The 25,037-nt window shown below is 72.5% G+C and carries 20 protein-coding genes; 12 read left to right on the top strand and 8 right to left on the bottom strand.

The window, feature by feature from the left end; genetic code table 11:
* The first annotated feature begins 33 nt into the window (after positions 1-33).
* From OG730_RS20565 to OG730_RS20580, 4 genes are read left to right on the top strand one after another with little or no spacing between them, the layout of a single operon-like run.
* On the top strand, positions 34-1,413 hold the full coding sequence (locus OG730_RS20565) for an MFS transporter (RefSeq protein WP_327305610.1): 1,380 nt from the start codon (positions 34-36) through the stop codon (positions 1,411-1,413).
* Positions 1,397-3,547, top strand: coding sequence for a molybdopterin oxidoreductase family protein (locus OG730_RS20570; RefSeq protein WP_442814968.1), 2,151 nt, complete (start codon positions 1,397-1,399; stop codon positions 3,545-3,547). Before OG730_RS20565 ends, OG730_RS20570 begins: the two co-directional genes overlap by 17 nt.
* Positions 3,544-4,953 carry an FAD-dependent oxidoreductase gene (locus OG730_RS20575; protein ID WP_327305612.1) on the top strand — a complete coding sequence of 470 codons (1,410 nt, stop codon included), beginning with the start codon at positions 3,544-3,546 and terminating at the stop codon, positions 4,951-4,953. The genes OG730_RS20570 and OG730_RS20575 overlap by 4 nt, the downstream gene beginning before the upstream one ends.
* Entirely contained in the window at positions 4,950-6,161 is a 1,212-nt protein-coding gene (locus OG730_RS20580; RefSeq protein ID WP_327305613.1) for an NAD(P)/FAD-dependent oxidoreductase, read from the top strand. Before OG730_RS20575 ends, OG730_RS20580 begins: the two co-directional genes overlap by 4 nt.
* A gap of 103 nt (positions 6,162-6,264) precedes the next feature.
* Here the strand turns inward: OG730_RS20580 and OG730_RS20585 are convergent, their stop codons facing one another.
* Together OG730_RS20585 and OG730_RS20590 are read right to left on the bottom strand one after the other, a co-directional pair.
* Positions 6,265-7,638 (bottom strand): aldehyde dehydrogenase family protein, encoded by a 1,374-nt coding sequence (locus OG730_RS20585; RefSeq protein WP_327305614.1) that lies wholly within the window; start codon positions 7,636-7,638, stop codon positions 6,265-6,267.
* A 1-nt stretch (position 7,639) separates the two neighbouring features.
* Entirely contained in the window at positions 7,640-8,743 is a 1,104-nt protein-coding gene (locus OG730_RS20590) for a phenylacetate--CoA ligase family protein (RefSeq protein ID WP_327305615.1), read from the bottom strand.
* 226 nt (positions 8,744-8,969) lie between these two features.
* Here OG730_RS20590 and OG730_RS20595 point away from each other — a divergent pair, with 226 nt between their 5' ends.
* The 6 genes from OG730_RS20595 to OG730_RS20620 all read left to right on the top strand — a co-directional run bounded on the left by OG730_RS20595 (position 8,970) and on the right by OG730_RS20620 (position 14,074).
* Entirely contained in the window at positions 8,970-9,593 is a 624-nt protein-coding gene (locus OG730_RS20595) for an NAD(P)H-dependent oxidoreductase (RefSeq protein WP_327305616.1), read from the top strand.
* A gap of 128 nt (positions 9,594-9,721) precedes the next feature.
* Positions 9,722-10,738 (top strand): 3-oxoacyl-ACP synthase III family protein, encoded by a 1,017-nt coding sequence (locus tag OG730_RS20600; RefSeq protein ID WP_327305617.1) that lies wholly within the window; start codon positions 9,722-9,724, stop codon positions 10,736-10,738.
* A 165-nt stretch (positions 10,739-10,903) separates the two neighbouring features.
* On the top strand, positions 10,904-11,716 hold the full coding sequence (locus OG730_RS20605; RefSeq protein ID WP_327305618.1) for an arylamine N-acetyltransferase family protein: 813 nt from the start codon (positions 10,904-10,906) through the stop codon (positions 11,714-11,716).
* Positions 11,717-11,723: 7 nt separating this feature from the next.
* Positions 11,724-12,125 (top strand): YybH family protein, encoded by a 402-nt coding sequence (locus OG730_RS20610; protein ID WP_327305619.1) that lies wholly within the window; start codon positions 11,724-11,726, stop codon positions 12,123-12,125.
* 135 nt (positions 12,126-12,260) lie between these two features.
* Entirely contained in the window at positions 12,261-12,674 is a 414-nt protein-coding gene (locus tag OG730_RS20615; RefSeq protein ID WP_327305620.1) for a VOC family protein, read from the top strand.
* A gap of 2 nt (positions 12,675-12,676) precedes the next feature.
* Positions 12,677-14,074: an FAD-binding oxidoreductase gene (locus OG730_RS20620; RefSeq protein WP_327305621.1), complete on the top strand. Its 1,398-nt coding sequence runs from the start codon at positions 12,677-12,679 to the stop codon at positions 14,072-14,074.
* A 75-nt stretch (positions 14,075-14,149) separates the two neighbouring features.
* On the opposite strand, the gene OG730_RS20625 is transcribed toward OG730_RS20620, so the two are convergent.
* Both OG730_RS20625 and OG730_RS20630 read right to left on the bottom strand, forming a co-directional pair.
* Positions 14,150-15,004, bottom strand: coding sequence for an NAD(P)H-binding protein (locus OG730_RS20625; RefSeq protein ID WP_327305622.1), 855 nt, complete (start codon positions 15,002-15,004; stop codon positions 14,150-14,152).
* 25 nt (positions 15,005-15,029) lie between these two features.
* Positions 15,030-16,265, bottom strand: coding sequence for an acyltransferase family protein (locus OG730_RS20630; RefSeq protein ID WP_327305623.1), 1,236 nt, complete (start codon positions 16,263-16,265; stop codon positions 15,030-15,032).
* Between the two features lie 323 nt (positions 16,266-16,588).
* On the opposite strand from OG730_RS20630, the gene OG730_RS20635 reads away from it, so the two are divergent.
* Both OG730_RS20635 and OG730_RS20640 read left to right on the top strand, forming a co-directional pair.
* A complete protein-coding gene (locus tag OG730_RS20635; protein ID WP_327305624.1) occupies positions 16,589-17,368 on the top strand; it encodes an alpha/beta fold hydrolase in 780 nt (259 codons plus the stop codon).
* 123 nt (positions 17,369-17,491) lie between these two features.
* Positions 17,492-18,982 carry an MFS transporter gene (locus OG730_RS20640; RefSeq protein ID WP_327305625.1) on the top strand — a complete coding sequence of 497 codons (1,491 nt, stop codon included), beginning with the start codon at positions 17,492-17,494 and terminating at the stop codon, positions 18,980-18,982.
* A gap of 170 nt (positions 18,983-19,152) precedes the next feature.
* On the opposite strand, the gene aroC is transcribed toward OG730_RS20640, so the two are convergent.
* From aroC to tkt, 4 genes are read right to left on the bottom strand one after another with little or no spacing between them, the layout of a single operon-like run.
* On the bottom strand, positions 19,153-20,337 hold the full coding sequence (aroC, locus tag OG730_RS20645; RefSeq protein ID WP_327305626.1) for a chorismate synthase: 1,185 nt from the start codon (positions 20,335-20,337) through the stop codon (positions 19,153-19,155).
* The gene (locus OG730_RS20650) at positions 20,334-21,524 is read right to left on the bottom strand and encodes a 3-hydroxybenzoate 6-monooxygenase (protein ID WP_327305627.1); all 1,191 of its coding nucleotides are present in this window, start codon (positions 21,522-21,524) and stop codon (positions 20,334-20,336) included. Before OG730_RS20650 ends, aroC begins: the two co-directional genes overlap by 4 nt.
* A 26-nt stretch (positions 21,525-21,550) precedes the next feature.
* Positions 21,551-22,861: a 3-phosphoshikimate 1-carboxyvinyltransferase gene (aroA, locus tag OG730_RS20655; RefSeq protein WP_327305628.1), complete on the bottom strand. Its 1,311-nt coding sequence runs from the start codon at positions 22,859-22,861 to the stop codon at positions 21,551-21,553.
* Positions 22,858-24,987 carry a transketolase gene (gene tkt / locus OG730_RS20660; protein WP_327305629.1) on the bottom strand — a complete coding sequence of 710 codons (2,130 nt, stop codon included), beginning with the start codon at positions 24,985-24,987 and terminating at the stop codon, positions 22,858-22,860. Before tkt ends, aroA begins: the two co-directional genes overlap by 4 nt.
* Positions 24,988-25,037: the final 50 nt, after the last annotated feature.

Below are 25,037 nucleotides of genomic sequence, written 5' to 3' on the forward strand. Positions count from 1 at the left end.
TGGAGCAGTCCCCAAGCAGGAAGCCGAGGAGCCATGACGCCCGCACGGACCGAGACCGGACGCTGGATCGAGGACTGGGACCCCGAGAACGAGGAGTTCTGGCAGCGGTCCGGCCGCAAGACCGCCCGCCGCAACCTGATCCTCTCGGTCCTCTCCGAGCACATCGGCTTCTCCGTATGGAGCATGTGGTCGGTCCTGGTGCTCTTCATGTCGCCCGAGATAGGCCTCGGCTTCACCCCGCCCGAGAAGTTCCTGCTCGTCATCGTCCCCACCCTGGTGGGCGCCCTGCTGCGGCTCCCCTACAGCTACGCGGTGACCCGTTTCGGCGGCCGCAACTGGACCGTGTTCGCCACCGCCGTCCTGCTCGTCCCGACGCTCGCCGCACTCTGGTTCGTCCAGCAGCCGGGCACCCCGCTCTGGGTGTTCCTGCTGATCGGCGCGGCCGGCGGAGTGGGAGGCGGCAACTTCGCCTCCTCCATGACGAACATCGCCGTCCTCTTCCCGCGACACCTCCAGGGCTGGGCCCTCGGCATCAACGCGGGCGGCGGAAACCTCGGCGTCGCGGCGATCCAGCTGATCGGCCTGCTGGTCATCGCCACGGCCGGCAGCTCCCATCCCGCCTACGTCATCTCCGCGTACCTCCCCCTGATCGTGCTGGCCTCGCTCCTCGCCGCGCTGAAGATGGACAACTTCACCGCCGTGCGCGGCGCACCCGGCGCCCAGCTCGAGGCCCTGCGCGACCCGCACACCTGGTGGATCTCCCTCCTCTACGTCGGCACCTTCGGCTCCTTCATCGGCTACGGCTTCGCCTTCGGGCTGGTGCTCCAGAGCCAGTTCGGAGCCACCCCGCTGGAGTCGGCCTCGTACACCTTCCTCGGACCGCTGCTCGGTTCCCTGGCCCGGCCACTGGGCGGGCTGCTGGCCGACCGGTGCGGCGGCGCCCTGATCACCCTCTGCACCTTCTGCGCGATGGCCGCGGGCACCGGGGTCCTGCTGCTGGCCTCCGCGCAGGGCTCCTTCGCGCTCTTCATCTGCGGATTCACCGCACTGTTCGTGCTGACCGGCATCGGCAACGGCTCGACGTACAAGATGATCCCAGCGGTGTTCGCCCAGAGGGCCGAGGAGGACGTGCTCTCCGGCCACGACGCGACGGAGGCCTTCGCCCGGGCCCGCACCCTCTCGGGTGCGCTGATCGGCATCGCCGGCGCGATCGGCGCCCTCGGCGGGGTCGGGGTCAACCTGGTCTTCCGCAGCGCGTACGGCGGCTCCGGGAAGTCCGGTGAGCCCGCGTTCCTCGCCTTCCTCGCCTACTACCTGGTGTGCGTCCTGGTCACCTGTGCGGTCTACCTCCGCAAGCGCCCCGCCGCCGAGCCGGCCCCCCGGCGCGTCCTCACCGGTGCCGGCCGTGGGTGAGGTCAGGACCCACTGCCCGTACTGCGCCCTCCAGTGCGGCACCGTGCTGGGCACCAGAGCCGGTCGTACGGCCGTCCGGCCCGACGCGGAATTCCCGGTGAACCAGGGCGGGTTGTGCCAGAAGGGCTGGACCGCTCCCGCCCTGCTGGGCACGCCCGACCGGCTGACCCGGCCGCTGGTGCGCGGGGCGGACGGCCGGCTCGCCCCCAGCACCTGGGAGGCCGCCCTCGACACGATCGCCGCGCGGCTGCGGGACATCCGCGAGGAGCACGGCCCCGACGCGGTGGGCGTGTTCGGCGGGGGCGGACTCACCAACGAAAAGGCCTACCAGCTGGGCAAGTTCGCCCGGGTCGCGCTCGGCACCAGCCAGATCGACTACAACGGCCGGTTCTGCATGTCCTCGGCCGCCGCCGCGGGCACCACCGCCTTCGGGCTCGACCGCGGCCTGCCGTTCCCCGTCACCGATCTCGGCGGGGCCGAGGTGATCCTCCTCGCCGGCGCCAACCCGGCCGAGACGATGCCGCCGCTGATGCGCCACCTGAACAAGGCCCGGCTCATCGTCATCGACCCCCGGCGCACCCCCACCGCCGAGGCCGCGGCCCTGCACCTCCAGCCGGCGCCCGGCACCGACCTCGCACTGGCCCTGGGACTGCTGCACCTCGCGGTCGTCGAGGGCCACGCCGACCAGCCCTTCCTGGACAAGCGCACCACCGGCTTCGACGCCGCCTGGCGGCGGGCCGCCGCCTGGTGGCCCGAGCGCGTGGAGCGGGTCACCGGGGTCCCGGTCGCCGAACAGCGCGAGGCGGTCCGCATGCTGGCCGGCGCGCAGCGGGCGTACGTCCTGACCGGACGCGGCGCGGAGCAGCACAGCAAGGGCACCGACACGGTCTCCGCCTTCATCAACCTCGCCCTCACCCTCGGCCTGCCCGGCCGCGAGGGCAGCGGCTACGGCTGCCTGACCGGCCAGGGCAACGGCCAGGGCGGGCGCGAACACGGCCAGAAGGCCGACCAGCTGCCCGGCTACCGCATGCTGACCGACCCCGCCGCCCGCGCCCACGTCGCCGGGGTGTGGGGGGTGGAGCCCGAGGACCTGCCGGGTCCCGGCCGCAGCGCCTACGAACTCCTCGACGCGCTCGGTACGGACGGCGGTCCGCGCGCCCTGCTCGTCTTCGGCTCGAACCCGGCGGTCTCGGCGCCGCACGCGGCCCGGATCGGCGACCGGCTCGCCTCGCTCGACCTGCTGGTGGTGGCCGACTTCGTGCCCTCCGAGACCGCGCTCCTCGCCGACGTCGTCCTCCCCGTGACCCAGTGGGCCGAGGAAGAGGGCACGATGACCAACCTGGAAGGGCGGGTGCTGCGCCGCCGCCGGCTGCTGACCCCGCCCGGCGAGGCCCGCAGCGACCTCGAGGTGCTGCACGGCCTCGCGGTCCGGCTCGGCCGGCCCGCCGCGCAGTTCCCCACCGAGCCGCGCGAGGTTTTCGAGGAGCTGCGCCGCGCCTCGCGCGGCGGGCGCGCCGACTACTCCGGCATCAGCTACGAACGCCTCGACGCGGGCGAGGCCCTGTACTGGCCCTGCCCCCAGGACGCGAGAGAGGACGGCCCGGCCGGGGACGGGCCCGCACCCCACCCGGGCACCCCCCGCCTGTTCCTCGACGCCTTCGCGCACCCGGACGGGCTGGCCCGGTTCGCCGAGGTCGAGCACCGCGACAGCGCCGAGACCCCCGACGCGGACTTCCCGCTGTACGCCACCACGGGGCGGGTGCTCGCCCAGTACCAGTCGGGCGCGCAGACCCGCCGGATCCCCGAACTGACCGCGGCGGCGCCGGAGATGTTCGTCGAGGTGCACCCCGACACCGCCGGGCGCCACGGGCTCGTCGAGGGCGCCGAGGCCAGGGTGAGCTCGGCGCGCGGCAGCACCGTGGCACGGGTCCGGCTGGTCGGGACCCTGCGTACGGACACGGTCTTCCTGCCCTTCCACTTCGCCGGGGCCGGCCGGGCCAACCTGATCACCAGCCCCGCGCTCGACCCGCGCAGCAAGATGCCCGAGTTCAAGGTGTGCGCGGTGCGCATCGGGCCGGCCACCGAGCCGGCCACCGAGCCGGTCCGCGAACCGCTCGCCGGGGCCCGGCCGTGAGCGCGGGCGAGGTGCTCGTGGTGGGCAACGGGCCCGCCGCGAACCGGTTCGTGGAGCGGCTCCACCACCACGGCCACCGGGGCGGCGTCACCGTGCTCGGCGCCGAGCACGGGGCCGCGTACAACCGGGTGCTGCTGACCTCCGTCCTGGACGGCACCCTGCCGCCCGACGCGCTCGCGCTGCCCTCGCCGCCTGCGGGCACCCGGCTGCACACCGGTGTCACCGTGACCCGGATCGACCGCGCACGCCGCCTCGTCCACACGCGGGACGGGGCCGCGCACCGCTACGACACCCTGGTCCTGGCGACCGGCGCCCGGCCCGCCGTCCCCCAGATCCCGGGACTCGCGGCGGGCGGCGCCTCCCCCGAGCACGATGTCCTGGCGCTCCGCACCCTCGCCGACGCCGAACGGATCGCCCGGACACCCCCGCTGAGCGCGGTGGTCGTGGGCGCCGGGCTGCTCGGTGTGGAGGCGGCCGCCGCCCTGCGCCGCGCGGGTCACGACGTGGCCCTCGTCCACCGCGGGCCGCATCCGCTGGACCGGCGGCTGGACTCCGTCGCGGGCACGCTCCTCACCCGGCGGCTCGAAGGCATGGGCATCGAGGTCCACGCGGGCCGCCGGGCGGCCGAGCACCACCACGGGAAACTGGTCCTCGACGACGGCAGGGTGCTGGCGGCCGACCTCGTGCTGCTGTGCACCGGAGCGGTACCGGACACCGGGCTCGCCCGCCGGGCCGGGCTCAGGGTCCGCTCGGGCGTCGTGGTCGACGGCCTGCTGCGCACCGACGACCCGCGCATCCACGCCATCGGCGACTGCGCGGAGCACCCGGGCGACACCGCGGGCCACCTCGAACCCGCCTGGGAACAGGCGGAGACCCTCGCCCGGCACCTCACCGGGACCCCCGTACGGCACCGCGGCACCCGCCAGGTCACCAGGCTGCGGATCCCCGGCACGGACCTCGTCCAGCTGGGCCGGGGCGGAGGGATCACCGACGACGACGCCGGTGAGCTGGTCGCCTTCACCGATCCGGCGGGCGGCCGGTACGCCCGGCTGACGCTGCACGGCGAGCGGATCACCGAGGCGGTCCTGCTGGGACTGCCGCGTGCCATCGCCGCGGTGACCCGGCTCTACGAACTCGACCTGCCGGTGCCGGCGGGGCGGCTGGAGCTCCTGCTCGGCACGTCGCCCGCCGCGGCGGGCGACGAGGAACTGCCCGACGACGCGGTGATCTGCCGCTGCAACAACGTCACGAAGCACGCGCTCGCCGAGGCCTGCCGGGCCGGAGCCCACGACCTGCCGTCGATCGCCGCGGCGACCCGGGCCACCACCGGCTGCGGCGGCTGCACGGACGCGGTACGCGCCCTGTGCGGAACACTTCGTCCTTCGGAAGGGACCGACACCCCGTGAACCGCACTCTCGTCCTGGCCGGGTACGGCATGGCAGGGCACCGCCTCGTGGAGGAGCTGCGCTCCCTCGACACGGCCGGTGTCTGGCGGATCGTGGTCCTGGCCGAGGAACCGCACCCCGCCTACGACCGGGTCGCCCTCTCCTCCTACCTGGACGGCCGCAGCGCGGCGGACCTCGCCCTCGCCGCACCGGGCTTCCTCGACGACCCGCTGCTGGAACTGCGCCTGAGCACCGGCGTCGACCGCGTGGACCGCGCCGCGCGGACCGTGACCACCACCACCGGTGAGGTGATCGGCTACGACGCCCTGGTGCTGGCCACCGGATCCCGGCCGTTCATCCCGCCGGTACCGGGCCACGACCTGCCGGGCTGCTACGCCTACCGCTCGTTCGGAGACCTCGACGCGATCCGCGCCGCGGCGCGGCCGGGCCGCCCCGGGGTGGTGATCGGCGGCGGCCTGCTCGGCCTGGAGGCGGCGAACGCGCTGCGGCTGCTCGGCATGGAGCCGCACGTGGTGGAGCTCGCCCCGCGGCTGATGCCCCTCCAGGTGGACCCGGACGGCGGCGAGGTCCTCGCGCGGCACGTCCGGGACCGGGGGCTGCGGATCCACTGCGGCGTCGCGACGGCGGCGATCGAGGCGGGTCCCGACGGGCGGGCGAGCGGCGTGGCCCTGGCGGACGGCTCCACCCTCGAAGCGGACGTGGTGGTGTTCTCGGCGGGTGTGCGCCCGCGGGACGAGCTCGCCGGTCCGGCGGGTCTGGCCACCGGCGAACGCGGCGGGATCCTGGTCGACGAGTACTGCCGTACGCAGGACCCGCACGTCTGGGCGATCGGCGAGTGCGCGGCGGTGGCCGGGCGCTGCTACGGGCTGGCCGCACCCGGCTACCGGATGGCCGCGTCCGTGGCCCGACAGCTGCTGGGCCTGGCCGGGGAGCCGTTCGGGGAGGCGGACATGTCCACCCGGCTGAAGCTGCTCGGCGTGGAGGTGGCGAGCTTCGGCGACGCCCACGCGAGCACCGCGGGCGCCCTGGCGCTCAGCCGGCGGGACGGGGCGGCCGGGACGTACGCGAAGCTCGTCCTGGACGCGGACGGCCGGACCCTGCTCGGCGGCGTCCTGGTCGGCGACGCCGGCGCCTACGGCGAGCTGCGGCCCTTCCTCGGCCGGGTGATGCCGGCCGCGGGGCACCGGCTGCTGGCCGGTGCGCACTGAGCGCGACCGGGTGGGCAAGCCCCGGAAAGCAGAACACCCCTCCCGGGCGTGGAGCGCCGAGAGGGGTGGACGGGAACCGGAGCGGGACCGGCGCGGGACCGGATCAGTCGCGGATGACGGTCTTGGTCCGCATCAGGAACTCGCCCAGGTAGGCGTCGTGGGGAACGCCCGGCCTGATCCAGTACGTCGGGTGGTCGCCGAGGTAGACGTTGCTGATCGTGGGCTCCGCGAGCAGCTCGTCGATCAGGGCCTCGTCGTCGGTGAACGCGGTCAGCACCAGGGAGTTGCGCAGCGGCCCGACACCGTCGGAGGGCGACCACGGGGCCACCCACACGCAGGGGAAGGGCAGTTCGATGGAGGCCTGCTCCGCGTCCGGGCGGTCCAGCTGGTGCACGGCCGGGCGCAGGACCGCGCTGCCGTCGCCGAGCTCCTCCACGACGCCGTCGCCGCCGAGGTGCGCCGTGGTGCCGGCCGCCTTGGCGAGCAGGAACTTCTCGATCGCCCGGGCCCCCTCCACCGGCTGCACCGCCAGAACGGCCTTGTCGTCCTCCGGAGGCAGGCTCGGGATCAGCGCGAGGCGCTCGGCGATGGCCCGCGCGAGCGGCGCCGGGTCCCCGTCGATGAGCACGGTGGTGGCGTTGATGCAGGCCACCCCGCCCTGGTGGCTGATGGAGTCCACGATGGTGTCGAGGTGGTCGCGCCAGTCGACGCCGGCCGGGACCAGCATCTTCGAGCGGCCCGGACCCTGCGGCAGCACCCGGGTGCCCGCGTACTTGCGGACGACGTCGTCGCCGCCGTAGACGAGGCCGTAGTCGGCGCCGCGCAGGATCTCGTCGGCCGCCTCGTAGTCCGTGGGCAGCAGCACGACCTGGTCCTCGCCGAAGCCCGCGGCCCGCAGGGCCGAGATCAGCCGGTGCGGGGTGAACGGCTCGCGGCGCGAAGGCCGCACGGCGACCCGGTAGCCCAGCGCGAGGGCCTCCACCCACAGCGAGTGCGGACCGGGGTGGTTGCCCGCCGCGTGCACCGCGAACACGTCGCCGCGCCGGGTCCACACGGCGCTGCCGTTGCGGGTCGCCTCGGCGCGCCAGTCGTCCACGGCGCCGACCGGCCGCGCCTGGAAGGCGGCGTACCGGGACTGCTCGGTGGCCTCGATGATGGCGGCCGTCGCGGCCCGGACGACACCGATCGGCACGCCGGAGACGCGGGCGACCGTGTGCTCGTACTCGGCGAAGGACAGTCCGTCGATGGTCTCCTCGGCGAAGATCCGTCCGGCCCGCTCCAGTGCCTCCGTCCGCTCGGCGAGGGGCAGCGAGGACGCCTTGCGCAGCGCGGTCATCGCCCGCGTCACGAACAGCTTGGGCACCAGGCTGAGTTCGGCGACCGGCGCACCCGTCACGTCCGTGACGGTCGTCCGCTTGCGTGCGCGGAAGGGGCCGGCGGGCCCGAGTGCGTCCAGCGTGATCAGGCCGGAACTCATTTTAATAGACCCCTTCGATGACGGTCTCGTTGTCGAACTCCTGGACCGGCGCGATGTCCGCCACGGAGTCGCCGAGCTGCCAGACGCCTTCGGGGCCGGGCACGCGCGTCGCGTAGTCGCGCTCCAGGTTGTTGGGCATGAACAGGCTCTTGCTGACGTGGTGCATGACCACCTGGCCGCGCTCGCCGTACCCGACGGTCTCGCGCGTCTGGGGGTCCACCACGTCGAAGACCATGTGCGGGGAGAACGGGTCGTAGATGCACGGGTCGTCGTCCGAGAGGCCGGGGCGCTCGGAGGCGTTGCCGAGGATCATCGTGGAGCCGTAGCCGCTGTAGAGGTGGGCCTTGGGGAAGACCTCGGTGCGGTACAGGTAGCGGGTGTCGGCGTCCATCTGGGTGCCGACCCAGTTGATCGCCTTGACCTTCTCGTCGATGAGCTTGGCGAGGTCGTCGCGGCGGGCGAGGCGCTCCAGGATCGGCGGCGTACACATCAGGACGCCGATGTCCTGGGTCTGGAGCAGGAACGCCACCTGGTCGACGATGTGCTCGGCGTAGGCGCCGGCGTCCGCGGCCCGGCCCTCGGAGATGAGCTTCTTGACCCAGCGCGGGTCCAGGTCGACGGTGAAGGCGAGGCCGCCGCGGAAGGCGGTCTGGCGCTTGATGACGTCGCCCACCATGTGGGGCCCGGTCGGGGCCACGACCAGCCAGTTCACGTTCTGCGGAACGCCGTGCCGGTCGAGCTGGGCGCTGCTCCAGGTGAGCAGGCGGTCCAGCCACTCCTGGAGCAGCACGATGCGCTTGGGGGCGCCGGTGGTGCCGCCGCTCTCGTAGACGCCGACGACCTCGGGGTGCGGGCCGTAGCCGCGGGGGATGAGGTCCTCGGCGCGCACGTCGCGCAGCTCGTTGGCGAGGTTGGGGAAGCGGGACAGGTCCGCGAATCCGTGAATGTCGGTCAGCGGATCGAAACCGAGAGTTCCTGCGCGTTCGAGCCAGAACGGCGAGCCCGTTTCCGGGGAGAAATGCCACCGCAGAGCGGCGCGCAGGAATGCGTCGGGGTCCGGCTGGGTGTCGAGTGGAAATTCCAGCAGGGGATCAACGGTTGACACGATGCTCCTTCCGGCGGGGCTGATTGGCGCCGTACCTTCCGCATGGTGCGCCGTGCCCCGGGACCGGTCCACGCCATGGCGACGAGTCCGTCAACTGACCGCCGTATCGGCCGCCACCTGACAGATTTCACTGCCGGCCATTGCCGGATTTCCGCCCGATCACCAGCATCCGATGGTCCGAATCACGCCCCGAACCCATCGATCTCGCCCCAGGAGATGTCTAGGCATGGTCAACATCGCCGTCGTCTATTACTCGTCCACCGGAAACGTCCACAAGCTCGCCGAAGCGGCCGCCTCGGCCGCCGGAAAGGCCGGAGCGGAGGTGCGGCTCCTGCGCATTCCGCGGTTGAACGCCGAGACCGTCGTTCCCGGCACCGAGGACGCCGTGGCCGCGCACGGGCACACCGACGGCGAGATCCCCGAGGTCCGGCTCGACGACCTGCTCTGGGCCGACGGCATCCTCATCGGCACCCCCGTCCGGTTCGGGCTGCCCGCCGCCCCGGTCGGCGCCTTCATCGACTCCACCGCGCCCGTGTCGATCCCGGGCAAGCTCGCCAACAAGGTGGTGTCCGCCTTCACCTCGGGCTCCGCGCCGCACGGCGGTCACGAGACCACCCTGCTCGCGGTCCACAACGCCGTCTGCCACTGGGGCTCGCTCATCGTCGCCAACGGCTCGACCGGCGAGGTCCTCTTCCGCCCGGAGAACGGCAACCCCTACGGCAGCTCCAGCGTCACCCGCAACCGCCCCGGAAACGTCCACGAGGACAATCTCGCCGCCGTCGAATTCCAGGCGCGCCGGGTGACCGAAGTCGCGGGAATCGTCGTACGCGGCCTTGCCGCCGCCCAGTAGGAAACCCGGGCCGCGCTTACGAGAATTCCGACGCGTTTCCAACCACCTGACAGAAACCGGGAAATGACGTGGCACCGCGCAGGACGGCGCGGAACCATGGGCGCCCGAGCACACCGAGGGGACGACAATTGATCACCACCGGACGCCGATTCGAAGAGGGCCCACAAGCGCCCGCCGTCGGAATTCTGGGAACGGGCTCCTGCCTGCCGTCCCACGTCGTCACCAATGACGAAGTCGGCGCCCCCGCGGGAGTCGACGGCGAGTGGATCCTCAGCAAGACCGGCATAAGGAACCGCCGGTGGGCCAAGCCGGACGAGGCCACTTCCGACCTGGCCATCGCGGCGGGCCGTGCCGCTCTCGAACAGGCCGGCATCCGCGGCTCCGAGCTCTCCCTGGTCATCGCGGCGACGTCCACCCCCGACTCGCCGCAGCCGCCGACCGCCGCCCTGGTGGCCGACGGGCTCGGCGCCGGCAGCGGCACCACCGCCTTCGACCTCAACGCGGTGTGCAGCGGCTTCATCTTCGCGCTGACCACCGCGGAGCGGATCATCCGGAACACGGGCGGCTACGCGCTGGTCGTCGGCGCGGACGTCTACTCCCGCATCCTCAACCCGGAGGACCGCCGCACCACCATCCTGTTCGGCGACGGCGCCGGCGCCGTCGTCATCGGCCCGTCCGAGGGCCGGACCCTCCTCAGCGCCCGCCTGGCCGGCTTCAGCTCCGAGCACGAGCTGATCGGGGTCCCGGCCGGCGGCAGCCGCCTCCCGGTCACCGAGGACACCCTGCGCGACGGGCTGCACTACTTCACGATGAACGGCCGCGCGGTCCGCGACTTCGTCGCCGAGATGGTGGCCCCGGCGATCTCCGCGTTCCTGGCCGACAACGGTGTGTCCGCCGCGGACATCGCGCACTTCGTCCCGCACCAGGCCAACGGCCGGATGATCGACGACCTCGCCGACCGGATCGGGATCCCGCGCGAGCGCACCCGGTCGACCTACGAGGAGTACGGCAACACCGGCTCCGCCTCCGTGCCGGTGACCCTCGACCATGCCGTGCACACGGTGGAGATGAAGGACGGGGACCTCGTCCTGCTGGCCGCTTTCGGCGGCGGGATGGCCATGGGCCTCGTCCTGCTCCGGTGGTGACCGCACCCGGGTAGCGGTCCCCGCCCCGGACACCGGCCCCCGGGGCCCCCTCCCCCGGGCGCCCTCCCCGCCCCCCCCACACACACCCCACACCCCACACCTCACACCCCAGGCTTCCTCCCCCCTCAGGCTCCAGCCCCTCCCACCCTGCCCATGGAGACAGACATGCTGAATGACGCCCAGGTCGATGCGTATCTGGACCGCATCGGTGCGACCCGCCCCGAGCGGGCGGACCTCGCCGCGCTGCGCCGCCTCCAGGAGCGGCACTGCCTGACCGTGCCGTTCGAGAACCTCGACTACCACTTCGCCGGGGCCACCGTCCACATGGACGAGCAGGTCCTGGAGAAGCTGGTGGACCGCCGTCGCGGTGGTGGCTGCTACGAGGTCAACCCCGCCTTCGGGTACCTGCTGAGCGCCCTCGGCTACGAGGTGGAGATCCTGCCCGGGCAGGTCTACCGCCCCGACGGCCCGGGCCCCTTCATGGGCCACCTGGCGCTCCGCGTCCTGCTGGACGGCGAGGCCTGGCTGGTCGACGTCGGCTTCGGCCGCAACAGCCGTACGCCGCTGCGCTTCGCCACCGCCGAGCCGCAGCAGGACGCCCACGGCAGCTACCGGGTCGTGCCCGGCGAGGGCGAGGCCGCCTGGGGGTTCGACGTGCTCCTCAACGACCGCCCGCTCTACCGGATCGACGACCGCCCGGTGCGCGTGGCCGACTTCGTGCCGACCCTGTGGTGGTGGCGGACCGCACCCGAGTCCCCGTTCCTGGCCGACGTGTTCTGCTCCCTGCCGACCGAGGACGGCGGGCGCATCACCCTCAAGGGCAACCGCCTCACCCAGATCACGGGATCGGAGCGCGTCGTGGAGGACCTGGCGGACGACGAAGCCGTGCTCGCGGCCTACCGCAAGTACTTCGGCTTCGACCTGGACGCGCTCCCGGCCACCCCCGAGCCCGGCCGCGCCGGGATCCAGACCGGCTGAGGGCGGCATGACCGAGGTCCTCGACGCCCTCCTGCCCCCGACCGACCCGGCCGAGCTTCCCGCGGTCTTCGAAGCGGCCTTCAACTCCGGCGAACTGGCCGCGGTGGACCGCCTCTTCGCGCCCGGCGCCGTCTTCGTCATCCGGCCCGGCGAGGCCGTCACCGAAGACGACCGGCGCGCGGCCAACGCCCAGTTCCTGGGACTGGGCGTCCCGATCGCGCTGACCCTGCGGCACACCTATGTCTGCGAGGACATCGCCCTGCTCGTGGGGGACTTCGTGATCTCGGGCACCGACCCGGACGGAAGGCCCGTGCACCAGGAGGGCTCGGCCACCGACGTGGCCCGGCGCGGCCCCGACGGCCGCTGGCGCTACGTGATCGACAACCCGTCCGGCACCGACCGCGGATAGCCCCGCATGTCCGACGCAGGCCCGATCCCGTCCGTCCCTGACCCCGTGCCTCCGGCGCGGGGTCAGGGCGTTTCCCGCCCCCCGACCCCAGACTTTCGACCCCCGCATCCCGCCCCCTAAAAAAGGCAGTCCTCCGTGGCCATCCGGCTCAACCACACCGTCCTCACCGCCCTCGACCGCGACGTCACCGCGGAGTTCCTGATCGACATCCTGGGGCTCGAACCGAGCCGCCGTTACGGGCCGTTCCGCGTGCTCCAGCTCTCGAACGACATCACCCTCGACGTCCTCGGCCGCGAACACGCCCTCCAGGGCGCCGGCCTGGGCGCCGACGGCACGGTCACCCCGCAGCACTACGCCTTCCTCGTGGACGACCACGAGTTCGACGAGATCTTCGCCCGGATCCAGGACCGCCGGCTGCCCTACTGGGGCGACCCCTTCCACCGCCATGCCGGCGTCACCAACACCTGGTACGGAGGCCGCGGCGTCTACTTCGACGATCCGAACGGCCACAGCATCGAAGTCATGACCGCCCCCTACGAAATGGACTGACCGTGCCCACACTTGAAGCACGAGAAGCACAGGAAGCACTGACCGCACCGGCCGCACTGTCCGCACCGGTCTTCAGGCCCGGGGACGAGGGCTACGACGAGGAGCGGCTCGGCTACAACCTGGCCCTCGATCACCGGCCCGCCCTCATCGTCCGCGCCCGGGACACCGCCGACGTCCAGGAGGCGGTCCGGTACGCGGCCGCGGCCGGCCTGGGCGTCGCCGTACAGGCCACCGGCCACGGCGTCTCCCGTTCGGCCGAGGGCCAGCTGATGATCAGCACCCGGCAGATGACGGGGGTACGGATCGACCCCGCGCGCCGCACCGCGACCGTCGCGGCCGGGACCGTGTGGCAGGACGTCCTCGCCGCGACCGCGCCGCACGGCCTGGCGCCCCTGAACGGATCCAACCCCGGTGTCGGCGCCATCGGTTACACCGTCGGCGGGGGCATGGGACTGCTCGGCCGCCGTTACGGATACGCCGCCGACCACGTCCGCGGTCTGGACGTGGTCACCGCGGACGGCCGGCTCCGCACGGTGACCCCCGACCGGGAGCCGGACCTCTTCTGGGCCCTGCGGGGCGGCAAGGGCAACTTCGGCGTGGTCGTCTCCATGGAGATCGACCTCTTCCCGGTCGCCGAGCTCTACGGCGGCGGACTCTACTTCGGCCCGGACATGGCGGCCACGGCCCTGCGCGCCTACGCGGAGTGGACCGCGACGGTCCCCGAGGAGATGTCCTCCTCCATCCAGCTGATCCGCTACCCCGACCTGCCGGTCCTGCCCGAGGCGATGCGCGGCAAGTACGTCGCCCACATCCGGATCGCCTGGTCCGGAGAGGACCACACCCGGGGCGAGCGCCTGGTGCGGCCGCTGCGCGCTCTCGGCCCGGTGCTCCAGGACACCGTCGCCACGATGCCCTACCTCGAGGTCGGGTCCATCCACCACGAGCCGCCGTTCCCGGTGGCGGCGTACGACCGCAACACGGCGCTGCGCGAGCTGTCCCCCGCCGCCGTCGAGGCCCTGCTCGAACTGGCGGGCCCGCGGGCGGACGCACCGTACTTCGTCGAGATCCGCCACCACGGGGGCGCCTACGCCCGCCCGCCCCGCACCGACAGCGCGGTCGCGGGCCGGGACGCCGGGTTCATGCTCTTCTCCACCTCGATCATGGAGCCCGGCCGGCTGCCCGCCATCCGTACGGCCCATGACCTGCTCCACCGCACGATGGAGCCGTGGGGCACCGGCGGGGCGTTCGTGAACTTCTTCGGCATCGACGACACCGGCGCCGACCGGGTCCGCAGCGCGTACACGGAGTCCGGCCACGCCCGGCTGACGGCGCTCAAGGCGGCGTACGACCCGGCGAACCTGTTCCGGGTGAACTACAACATCGAGCCGGCCGCGAGCTGACGGGGCCCGTGCCGACAGCACGGAGGGGGACGGACCATCCGGTCCGTCCCCCTCCGTCGTGTGCCCGGGCTCACCTCAGCCGGTGAACTCCCGCGCGTGATCGGCCGCCCACTCGGCGAACGTCCGCGCCGGGCGTCCGGTGATCTTCTCCACGTTGTCCGACAGGTGCGTCGGCACGCCGTCGGAGGCCGACCAGTAGCCGAACACCGCGTCGGCGACCCAGGCCGGCACGGTCGCGCTGAGATCCGTACGCGCCTGCTCCTCGGTGCGCTCCTCGAACTCCAGCTCCTTGCCGACGACCTCGGCGATGATCTCCAGCTGGCGGCGCTGCGTCACCGACTCGGGACCGCTGAGGAAGTAGCTCTGCCCCTCGTGGCCCGGCTCGGTCAGGGCCTTCACGGCGACCGCCGCGATGTCCTTCTCGTGAATGACGTCGCTGTGCGACTCCGGGTAGGGGAAGCGCACCTTCTGCTCCGCCCGGATGCTCTCGGGCCAGCCCCACATCAGGATGTTGCTGGCGAAGTTGTGCGGGCGCAGGAAGGTGTACGCGATGCCGGACTCGACGATCGCCTCCTCCACCGAACGGTGCATCTCGGTGATCGGCTCCTGCCCGGGGAAGCTCTCGGTCACCGTCTGGGACGACAGCAGCACGACGTGCTTCACGCCGGCCTGCTGTGCGGCCGCCAGGAACTCGCCGATGCCCTGCGGAACGGCGTACAGGAAGACCTTCTCGATGCCCGCGAGCGCGGCGGGCAGCGTCTCGGGGCGGCCGAGGTCGGCCTCGACGACCTCGACGGTCTCCGGGGCGGCCAGGCGCGAGGGGGTGCGGGCGCCGGCCCGGACCGGGACGCCGGCCCCGATCAGCTGGGAGAGGACCTCGCGGCCCACCTGACCGGTGGCGCCGGTGACCAGGATCTGCGTGCTGGACATGTTGCTCCTTGAAGTCTGAAGGTGCTCAGGCACCGGAGGAAACGCGGTCCGAGGTCCGGTCCGCACGACGCGACTTGGCGAAACGGCGGGTCAACGGCCGCTCGACGAAGGCGTAGAGGGCCCAGGACAGGACGACGGTGATGCCCGCGGCGGCGGCGAGCAGCAGGGTCGTGGCGAGCGCCGAGTAGGTCTCGGTCCCGAGCAGCTCGCGTCCGTAGGCGAGCACCACGAAGTGCAGGAGGTAGAAGGCGAAGGAGATCTCGCCGAGCCAGAGCATGGTGCGGTTGCGGAAGATGGTGAACCGGTTCTCCACGTCCGCGGTGGCGGCGGCGGCGATCAGCAGCACCACCGGGACGATGCAGGTGGCGCGCTGTCCGTACAGGTAGGGGACGTACGCGGTCAGGACGTAGCCGGCCACGAGCAGGAGCCCCGACCAGATCATGCCGATGTTCTTCCAGCGGCCGCGCTGCACGGCGTGCGCGACGAGCATGCCGAGCGCGAAGTCGACCATGCGGACGGGCGGCAGCACGTAGGTGACCCAGTACTGGATCACGGAGCTGGCCTCGCCGCCGGGGATCCCGGGGGCGTCCGGCAGCAGCGCGTAGGCGAGCATCGGGGTGGCGACGACCAGCGCGACGGTGCCGGCGATCCAGTACTTGAGGTGGCTGTCCCGGATCTTGCGGAAGACGTTGTTCAGCACGGGGAACGCGGCGTAGAAGAACGCCTCCGCACCGAGCGACCAGCTGGGCGGGGTGACGCTGAAGTAGGTGTTGAACTCCGGCGACCACACCTGGACCATCAGCAGGTTGGCGATCGAGGTGCCGACCGGGGTGTAGGCGGCGGCGAAGAGCACCATGCCCAGCACCCAGGCGACCACGTAGTTCGGGTAGATCTTCACGAACCGGCGGCGCCAGAACGCCCGCGCCGTGTCCTTCTGCCGGGCCGACCAGCTCAGCACGAAGCCGCTGAGCACGAAGAAGAAGGTGACGCCGAGCCCGCCCATCTGTCCGGCGGCCTTGTAGAAGTCCATGACGTCCGCGTCGTCCCCGAGCAGGCGCAGGGCGGGGATCGGCAGGGCCGCGTGGTAGAGGAACACCAGCAGCGCGGCGGGGAATCGGAGTCCGGTCAGTGAGGGAAGCCGGCTCTGGCCACGCTCCGGGGTCGTACCCCGGTCGGGGCTCGTGCCCCGGTCGGTCCGCGCGGTGGGAGCCTCGGCGGTCGCGGCCGCCGGTCCTTCCGCGATCATCTGGCCGTAAGCCATGAAATAACCGTCCTTGGAAATGGAGTTGTCGCGTTTCCTTTATGGATCAGTCGCTGATTAGACTGTGTCCGGCGGATTCCCGGCACGGCCGGTGGCTTAATCTGTCAGCTGCGTCCACGGTGCGGCTTCCCGTGCGGCATTGACCGGCTCCGACCTGCTCCGACCGGGTCCGCCCGGCCCGCCCGGCGCCGACCTGACAGATTGCCGGGGCCGAACTCCCGAACCCCTCGTTCCCCCCTTAGGTTTCCGAAGGCGTTGCCCATCTCTTGACGATGGCGGAACGCATCGTGATATCGGCAATGACGCACATCAAGGGGAGAAACATGCCCATCGTGTCCGCAGGTGACGCCCGCGTGGACTACCAGGTCCGCGGGTCCGGCACCGGCCTGCTCTTCGTCCACGGCACCGGCTTCGGCGCCCAGGGAACCTGGGGCCACCTCGCCGACGAGTTCGCCGGGAGCCGCACCGTGCTCCTGCCGGACCTCTCCGGCTGCGGTGCCACCGAGGACGACGGCACCGAGCTGACCGTGGAGCAGCTCGCCGCCCAGGTGATCGGCGTGATCGAGGAGGCCGGCAACGGCCCGGTCGACCTGGTCGGCTTCTCGCTCGGCGCGGTCATCTCCGCGACGGTCGCCGCCACCCGTCCGGACCTGGTCCGGCGCCTGGTCCTCACGGCCGGCTGGGCCGCCCCCGAGGACGAGTACATGCGCAACCTGATGAGCGTGTGGCGTGCGCTGGAGGACAAGCCGGACGCGTTCGGCCGCTTCGGCACCCTGACCGCTTTCAGCCGCTCCTTCCTCAACGGCGTCGGCCGGGAGCAGCTCGAGGGCATCATCGCCGGCAACCAGCCGAGCGAGGGCGCGCTGCGCCACATCGACCTCAACCTGCGCCTGGACATCCGGGACCTGCTGCCCAAGATCGAGGCCGAGACGCTGGTCATCGGCTGCACCCTGGACGCCACGGTCCCCGTGGAGCACTCCCGGGAACTGCACGCCGCCATCAAGAACAGCTCGTACGCCGAGCTGGAGAGCGGCCACGTGGTGGTCTACGAGAAGCCCGCCGAATTCGTCAAGCTCGTTCAGGACTTCATTCACCAGTCCTGAATCTTTCCCATCCCTGAACCCATGATTCCCACTCGACTAAGAGGGCGGGGCCGGTCACGACCGTCCCCGCCCTTTTCGTGGCCCCAACAGCCCGTTCAGTCGAGGGAACCGAAAGGACCCCCCATGTCGTCGGGCACAGATTCGAGAACATCGGCATCCCGTCGTCCCGCCCTCGTACTGGCGCTTCTCGCGCTGGCTCAGCTCATCACTTCTCTCGACTACAACATCGTTTATGTGGCACTGCCCGAAATCGGCGAAAGCCTCGATTTCTCCTCCCAGACGCTGCAGTGGGTCGTCAGCGCCTACGCCGTGATCTACGGCGGTTTCCTGCTGCTCGGCGGCCGCGCCTCCGACCTCCTCGGCCGCCGCCGCATGTTCGTCTTCGGCCTCTCCCTCTACGGCGTCGGCTCGCTCCTCGGCGGCCTCGCCAACGGCTCGGAGTTCCTGGTCGCGGCGCGAGCGGTGCAGGGCCTGGGCGGCGCGTTCCTCTTCCCCGCCACCCTCTCCCTGGTCATCACCTCCTTCAGCGAGGGCCGCGAGCGCAACCGGGCCCTCGCGGTCTGGGCAGGCGCCGGCGCCAGCGGCATGGTCCTCGGCTCGCTGCTCGGCGGCGTCCTGACCCAGGCCTTCGGCTGGGAGTCGGTCTTCTACGTCAACGTTCCGCTGGCGGTCGTCGCCATCGCCTCGGCCTACGTGCTGATCGCCCCGGACGGCAAGCGCGCCGCCGGCCGCTCCTTCGACGTGCCCGGCGCGCTGACCGGCACCGCCGGTGCCACCCTCGTGGTCTTCGCCCTGGTCCAGGGACCGGAGTCCGGCTGGGCCTCGGCCCCCGTGCTCGGTGCGGGCGCCGCCGCCCTGGTGCTGCTCGCCGTCTTCCTGGTGGTCGAGTCGCGCAGCCCCGAACCGCTGCTGCCGCTGCGGCTGTTCCGCAACCGCAACCTGTCCGCGGGCGTGGCCACCACCTTCATGTTCATGGCGACCTTCGGTTCGCTGCTGTACTTCCAGACCATCTACTTCCAGGGCGTGCACGGCTACAGCGCGCTCCAGACCGGTCTGGCCTTCCTGGTCCCGATGGTCGCGGGGCTGGTCGGCTCCACCCTCGGCGGCCGGCTCGCCACCCGCTTCGGCACCCGCAACACCATCCTGGGGGCCCTGGCCGTGGGCGCCGTGGGCACGCTGATGCTCGCCCTCGCGATGGATCCGTCGGCGTCGTACCTCGCCCTGGTTCCCGGCCTGATCGTGCTCAGCCTCGGCCAGGGGGCGCTCTACACCAGCATGTTCGCCGCGTCCTCGTCCGGCGTGGACCCGATGGAGCAGGGCATCGCCTCCGGCATCGTCTCCACCGGCCAGCAGGTCGGCGGCGCCGTCGGCCTCGCGCTTCTGGTGGCCGTCGCCAACTCGATCACCGGCGAGGAGGCCACCGCGGCGGCGACGACGGACGGTCTGCGCACCGCCGTCCTGATCGCGGCCGCCGCCATGGTCGTCTCGATCGGCATCGCGCTCAACTTCCGCCGTGTCGGGGCCGATGCGGCGGGTACGCCGGCCGGGGACCCGTCCCCGGAGGACGCGCGGACCGCCGAGGACGAGCAGTCCGTGGCCTCGGTCTCCGTCTGACCGTCCGGGCGACGTTCCGCCCGCCCGCCGACTACGGCCGGTGCCTCCGGGGGGAGGCACCGGCCGTAGTCGTACGCGGAGGGGCCGATGGGCGGGCAGCACGAAAGGGCGGTGGGGGCACGGATGTCCGTGCCCCCACCGCCCTTCGTGGCGCCCCGGCTTGCTCCAGATCAGCCGATCCGCAGGTTGTCGAGGTACGACCGCACGTTGCGGCGGGTCTCGGGAACCGAGTCGCCACCGAACTTCTCCACGACCGCGTCGGCCAGCACCAGAGCGACCATGGCCTCCGCCACGATGCCCGCCGCCGGCACCGCACACACGTCCGAGCGCTGGTGGTGCGCCACGGTCGCCTCGCCAGTGGCCACGTCCACCGTCGCGAGGGCCTTCGGCACGGTCGCGATCGGCTTCATCGCGGCACGCACGCGCAGCAGTTCACCGGTGGTCAGACCGCCCTCGGTACCACCGGCACGGCCGGTCGTGCGCTTGAGACCCTCAGGGGTGGACACGATCTCGTCGTGCGCCTGCGAGCCGGGCACCCGGGCCAGGTCGAAGCCGTCACCGACCTCCACCCCCTTGATGGCCTGGATGCCCATGAGCGCCGCCGCCAGACGCGCGTCCAGGCGCCGGTCCCAGTGCACGTGCGAGCCCAGACCCACGGGCACCCCGTAAGCCAGAACCTCGACGACGCCACCGAGGGTGTCACCGTCCTTGTGGGCCTGATCGATCTCCGCGACCATCTGCTTCGACGCGTCCGCGTCCAGGCAGCGCACCGGATCCGCGTCGAGCTTCTCGACATCGGCGGGCGTCGGGTACACGCCGTACGGGGCCTTCGCGGCCGCCAGCTCCACCACGTGGGAGACGATCTCGATGCCCGCGACCTCCTTGATGAAGGACCGCGCGATGGCACCCAGGGCCACACGGGCCGCGGTCTCACGGGCGCTGGCGCGCTCCAGGATCGGCCGGGCCTCCGAGAAGCCGTACTTCTGCATGCCCGCCAGGTCGGCGTGACCCGGCCGCGGCCGGGTCAGCGCCGCGTTACGGCCGGTCTCCTTCAGCAACGAGGGATCCACCGGGTCCGCCGACATGACCGTCTCCCACTTCGGCCACTCCGTGTTCCCGATCATCACGGCCACCGGAGAACCCTGCGACAAACCGTGCCGGACACCGCCGAGGAACGTGATCTCGTCCTGCTCGAACTTCATCCGGGCACCACGGCCGTAGCCGAGCCGGCGCCGGGCCAGGTGTTCGGCCACCAGCTCCGTGGTGACCGGAACGCCGGCGGGAAGCCCCTCCAGCGTCGCCACCAGAGCCGGGCCGTGGGATTCTCCGGCCGTCAGCCAACGCAACCTGCTCAATTTCCGTCTCCCCAAGCGAAGTCGTAGGCGCCGTGCAACCAGGCCGCCTTCTCGTACATGTCCTCGTCGGACAGCGCGGCCAGCATCGCGTTGCGCGCCACCCGCGCCTCCCCGGCCGCGTGGTAGAGCACGCGGCCCATCTCCCGCGCCACCAGCTGCACCCGGGCCGTACGCTCCCGGCGCGCCGCGTTGTACTTCTCCAGACGCTGGACGAAGTCGTCCTCGCTGCCGTCCAGCAGGACCGACAGCAGGACCGCGTCCTCGAGGGCCTGGCACGCACCCTGCGCCGCGTACTGGAGCATCGGGTGCGCGGCGTCACCGAGGAGCGCGACCCGGCCCTCGGTCCAGCGGTCCACCGGGTCCCGGTCGCACAGCACCCAGGACTTCCAGTCCCGCCCCAGCTCCAGCACCCTGCGGGCCGCGTCGGGCAGTCCGGGGAAGGAGTCCATCACGTGGCCGTGCTCGGCCGGGACCCCGGCCCGGGCCTCCGCGGCTCCGTCGTCCCGGGTCGCGGCCAGATTGAAATGGCTGCCACCCGTGACCGGGTAGTGCACGAAGTGCCACTTCGGGCCCGCCCACAGGACCACGGCGTTCCCCCGCAGGTCCTCGGGCACCTCCTCCACGGGGATCACCGAGCGGTAGATGGTGTGGCCGGAGATGCGCGGGGGCCCGTCGCCGACCAGCTGCCGGCGGACCGCGGAGTGCAGGCCGTCGGCGCCGATGAGGGCGTCGCCGGTGCGCCGCCTGCCGTCGGCGAGTACGGCCGTCACCCCGCCCGCCCACTGCTCGTACGCGACGACGTGGCACCCTCCGAGAAGCTCGATGCCGGGGGAACGGCGGGCGGCCTCCAGGAGCGGCAGGTAGAGGTCCACCCGGTGCACCACGGCGTACGGGTTGCCGAACCGGGCCCGGTACTTCTCCGTCACCGCAAGGGCCGCGACCCGCTCGCCGGTGGTGCCGTCCATGAAGCGCAGCTCGTCGATGAGGACGGCGCGTTCACGGACCTCCCGGCCCACTCCGAGCAGGTCGAGCGCGTGGAAGGCGTTCGGGCCGAGCTGGATCCCGGCGCCGACCTCCGTGAAGACGTCCCTGCGCTCCAGGACCGTGACCTGGTGGCCGCGTCGCGCGAGCCCGAGTGCCGCAGCGAGTCCACCGATGCCACCACCGGCGATGAGTATGTCGGCCATGGGTGTCCCACCCTTCCCTTTCCTGATCAGTGGCTGCCGGCGCTCGATCGACGCGCACGGTTCGTGTGGGCCGGGAAGAGCCGCTCCAGTTCGGCGTGGAAGCCGGGGAAGGTCTTGCCGACGCAGGACGGATCGTCCAGCGTGATGCCGGGGACGCGCAGTCCGAGCACCGAGAACGCCATCGCGATCCGGTGGTCGCGGCGGCAGGCGATCCGAGCGGCCGTGGGGCGGCCCGGATGGATGGTGAGCCGGTCCGGACCGGACTCGGTCCGGATCCCGCAGGCCCGCAGGTTCTCCTCGACCGCGGCGATCCGGTCGGACTCCTTGAGCCGGGCGTGCCCGATGCCGTGCACCGTGATCGGCGCGTCGGCGAGCGGGGCCACCGCGGCCAGCGTCATGAAGGTGTCGGAGATGTCGCCCATGTCGATGTCGAAGCCGCCGCGCAGCGGGCCGGTACCGGTGACGGTCGTCGCCCGGTCGGTGATCTCCACGCGGGCGCCCGCCCGGGCCAGCACCCGGACGAAGCCGAGGTCGCCCTGGACGCTGCCGGTGCCGAGGCCCGGCACGGTGACGCCGCGCCCCGTGATCGCGGCCGCGGCGAAGGCGTACGAGGCGGTGGAGGCATCCGGCTCGATGTCCAGGTCGGCGGCCCGGTAGCCGCCGGGCAGCACCTGGATCGCCCCGTCCCCTGACTCGCCCGCCGTGCCGAACTCGCCGAACTCGTCTACGTAGGCCCCAAAGTGGCGCATCAGCGCCTGGGTCATGGTGATGTACGGCCTGCTGACCAGTCCGGCGCCCCGTACGACCAGCGGCCCGCGCATCAGCGGCCCGGCCATCAGCAGACCGGTGAGGTACTGGCTGCTGAGCGAGGCGTCCACGGTCAGCTCGCCGCCGGCCAGACCCCGGGCGCGGACCCTCAGCGGCAGTCCGCCGACCGGCTCCGTCACCCGGGCGTCCGCGCCGAGCCCGGCCAGCGCGTCGGCCAGCGGCCGCAGCGGCCTGGCCCGCAGCTGGTCGGTGCCGTCGAAGGCGAACTCGCCCTCGCCGGCCGCCGCGAAGGGCGGCAGGAACCGGGCCGCCGTACCCGCGTCCTCGCACCACACGGAGCCGCCCCCGTTCGGGGCGCCGCCCGTTCCGGTCACCTTCCAGGCGCCGTCGTCGGCCGTGTCGATGTGCACTCCGAGCCCGGTCAGGGCCTCCCGGAAGGCAACCGTGTCCTCGCTGACCAGCGGATCCCGCAGCAGCGAGACGCCCTCGGCCGCGGCGGCCAGCAGCAGCGCCCGATTGGTGATGCTCTTGGAGCCCGGGATCCGGGCGATCAGCGCCGACTCGCTCACCGCGTGCCCCGCTGCGCCGCGACGCGGGCCAGGCTGGCCCGGGCGGTGGCGGCCACGTTGCCGGCGGTGAAACCATGGCGCTCGTACAGGGCGGTGTAGGGGGCGCTGGCCCCGAACTGGTCGAGCCCGACCGGGATCCCGGCGTCGCCGAGAAGCTGGTACCAGCCGAGCGCGGATCCGGCCTCGACCGAGACCCGGGCCCGCACAGAGCTCGGCAGCACCTGCTCGCGGTACTCGGGGGTCTGCTCCTGGAACCATTCCAGGCAGGGCATGGACACGACCCGGGTGGCGATGCCCTCGCGCTCCAGGACGGCGCGGGCGTCCAGCGCGATGTGCACCTCGCTGCCCGTGGCGATCAGCACCACGTCGGGGGCGCCGCCGGCGGCCTCGGCCAGGACGTAGCCGCCGCGTGCGGTGCCCTCGGCCGATTCCACACCGGAAGCGGCGGAGCGGTCGAGGACCGGCAGGTTCTGCCGGGACAGGCACAGGCCGGCGGGCCGGTCGTCGTGCTCCAGTACGGTGCGCCAGGCGACGGCCGTCTCGTTGGCGTCGGCCGGGCGGACGACGTCGAGGCCCGGAATGCCGCGCAGCCCCCACAGGTGCTCGATGGGCTGGTGGGTGGGACCGTCCTCGCCGAGGCCGATGGAGTCGTGGGTCCAGACGTAGGTGACGGGCAGCTTCATCATGGCCGCGAGGCGGACCGCGGGCCGCATGTAGTCGGAGAACACCAGGAAGGTGCCGCCGTAGGGGCGGGTCCCGCCGTGCAGGGCGATGCCGTTGAGGATCGCGCCCATGGCGTGCTCGCGGATGCCGAAGTGCAGGGTCCGCCCGTACTGGTGGCCGGGGAAGGTCTCGGTCGCCCGGTCGGCGGGGATGAAGGAGGGCTCGCCCTTCATGGTGGTCAGGTTGGACTCGGCGAGGTCCGCGGAGCCGCCCCACAGTTCGGGCAGCGTGGCGGCCAGCGCGCTCAGCACCTCGCCCGACGCCTTGCGGGTGGCGACCTGCCCGCCCGCCTCGAAGACGGGCAGCGCGTCCGTCCACCCCGCGGGCAGTTCGCGCACGCCGATCCGGTCGAACTCGGCCGCCCGGTCGGGGGCGCCGGCGCGCCAGTCCGCGTACCGCTTCGCCCAGGCCCGCACGTCGGCGCGGGCCCGTTCGCCGACCTGCCGGGCGTGCGCGAGCACCTCGTCCGGTACCTCGAAGGAGCGCTCGGGGTCCAGGCCCATGGCCTCCTTGGTGGCCGCGGCCTCGGCCGCGCCGAGCGCCGAGCCGTGGATCTTCCCGCTGTTCTGCTTGCCCGGCGACGGCCAGCCGATGATGGTGCGCAGCGCGACGAGCGAGGGCCGTCCGGTGTCCTCACGGGCGGCCGACAGGGCGTCGTGCAGGGCGGCCATGTCCTCCACGTACGACCCGGTCACGGTCCAGTCGACCTGCTGGACGTGCCAGCCGTAGCTGCGGTAGCGGGCGGGCACGTCCTCGGAGACCGCGATCAGCGTGTCGTCCTCGATGGAGATGCGGTTGTCGTCCCAGAGCACGACCAGGTTGCCCAGCCGCTGGTGGCCGGCGAGGGAACCGGCCTCGTGGCTGATGCCCTCCTCCAGGTCGCCGTCGGAGACGAACGCCCAGACGGTGTGGTCGAAGGGGCTCTCGCCCGGGGCGGCGTCCGGATCGAACAGGCCGCGCTCGCGGCGGGCCGCCATCGCCATGCCGACCGCGTTGCCCAGGCCCTGGCCGAGCGGACCGGTCGTGGTCTCGACGCCGGGGGTGTGCCCGTACTCGGGGTGCGCCGGGGTCAGGCTGCCCTCGGTGCGCAGTGCCTTGAGGTCGTCGAGTTCCAGGCCGTAGCCGGAGAGGTAGAGCTGGGTGTACAGGGTCAGGCTGGAGTGCCCGCAGGAGAGTACGAAGCGGTCGCGGCCGGCCCACTGGGGGTCGGCCGGGTTGTGCCGCAGCAGCTTCTGGAACAGCAGGTAGGCGGCCGGAGCCAGGCTCATCGCGGTACCCGGGTGGCCGTGTCCCGCGGCCTCCACGGCGTCGATCGCCAGCGCGCGGGCGGTGTCGACGGCGCGCCGGTCCAGATCGCTCCACTCGAAGGTACGGGGGGAGCTCTGCGCGGGGCTGCTCGTCATGGTGCTCGGGACTCCTCTGCTCGGCCGGGCCTCGGGGCTCGACTGGGTGC

The sequence above is a fragment of the Streptomyces sp. NBC_01298 genome, from assembly GCF_035978755.1.
Lineage (GTDB): Bacteria > Actinomycetota > Actinomycetes > Streptomycetales > Streptomycetaceae > Streptomyces.

Coding starts and splice junctions, on each gene's coding strand:
- OG730_RS20565 (WP_327305610.1), top strand. CDS start 34: ATGACGCCCGCACGGACCGAGACCGGACGCTGGATCGAGGACTGGGAC.
- OG730_RS20585 (WP_327305614.1), bottom strand. CDS start 7,638: ATGAGTTCCGGCCTGATCACGCTGGACGCACTCGGGCCCGCCGGCCCC.
- OG730_RS20595 (WP_327305616.1), top strand. CDS start 8,970: ATGGTCAACATCGCCGTCGTCTATTACTCGTCCACCGGAAACGTCCAC.
- OG730_RS20605 (WP_327305618.1), top strand. CDS start 10,904: ATGCTGAATGACGCCCAGGTCGATGCGTATCTGGACCGCATCGGTGCG.
- OG730_RS20610 (WP_327305619.1), top strand. CDS start 11,724: ATGACCGAGGTCCTCGACGCCCTCCTGCCCCCGACCGACCCGGCCGAG.
- OG730_RS20625 (WP_327305622.1), bottom strand. CDS start 15,004: ATGTCCAGCACGCAGATCCTGGTCACCGGCGCCACCGGTCAGGTGGGC.
- OG730_RS20630 (WP_327305623.1), bottom strand. CDS start 16,265: ATGGCTTACGGCCAGATGATCGCGGAAGGACCGGCGGCCGCGACCGCC.
- OG730_RS20635 (WP_327305624.1), top strand. CDS start 16,589: ATGCCCATCGTGTCCGCAGGTGACGCCCGCGTGGACTACCAGGTCCGC.
- OG730_RS20640 (WP_327305625.1), top strand. CDS start 17,492: ATGTCGTCGGGCACAGATTCGAGAACATCGGCATCCCGTCGTCCCGCC.
- OG730_RS20650 (WP_327305627.1), bottom strand. CDS start 21,524: ATGGCCGACATACTCATCGCCGGTGGTGGCATCGGTGGACTCGCTGCG.
- tkt (WP_327305629.1), bottom strand. CDS start 24,987: ATGACGAGCAGCCCCGCGCAGAGCTCCCCCCGTACCTTCGAGTGGAGC.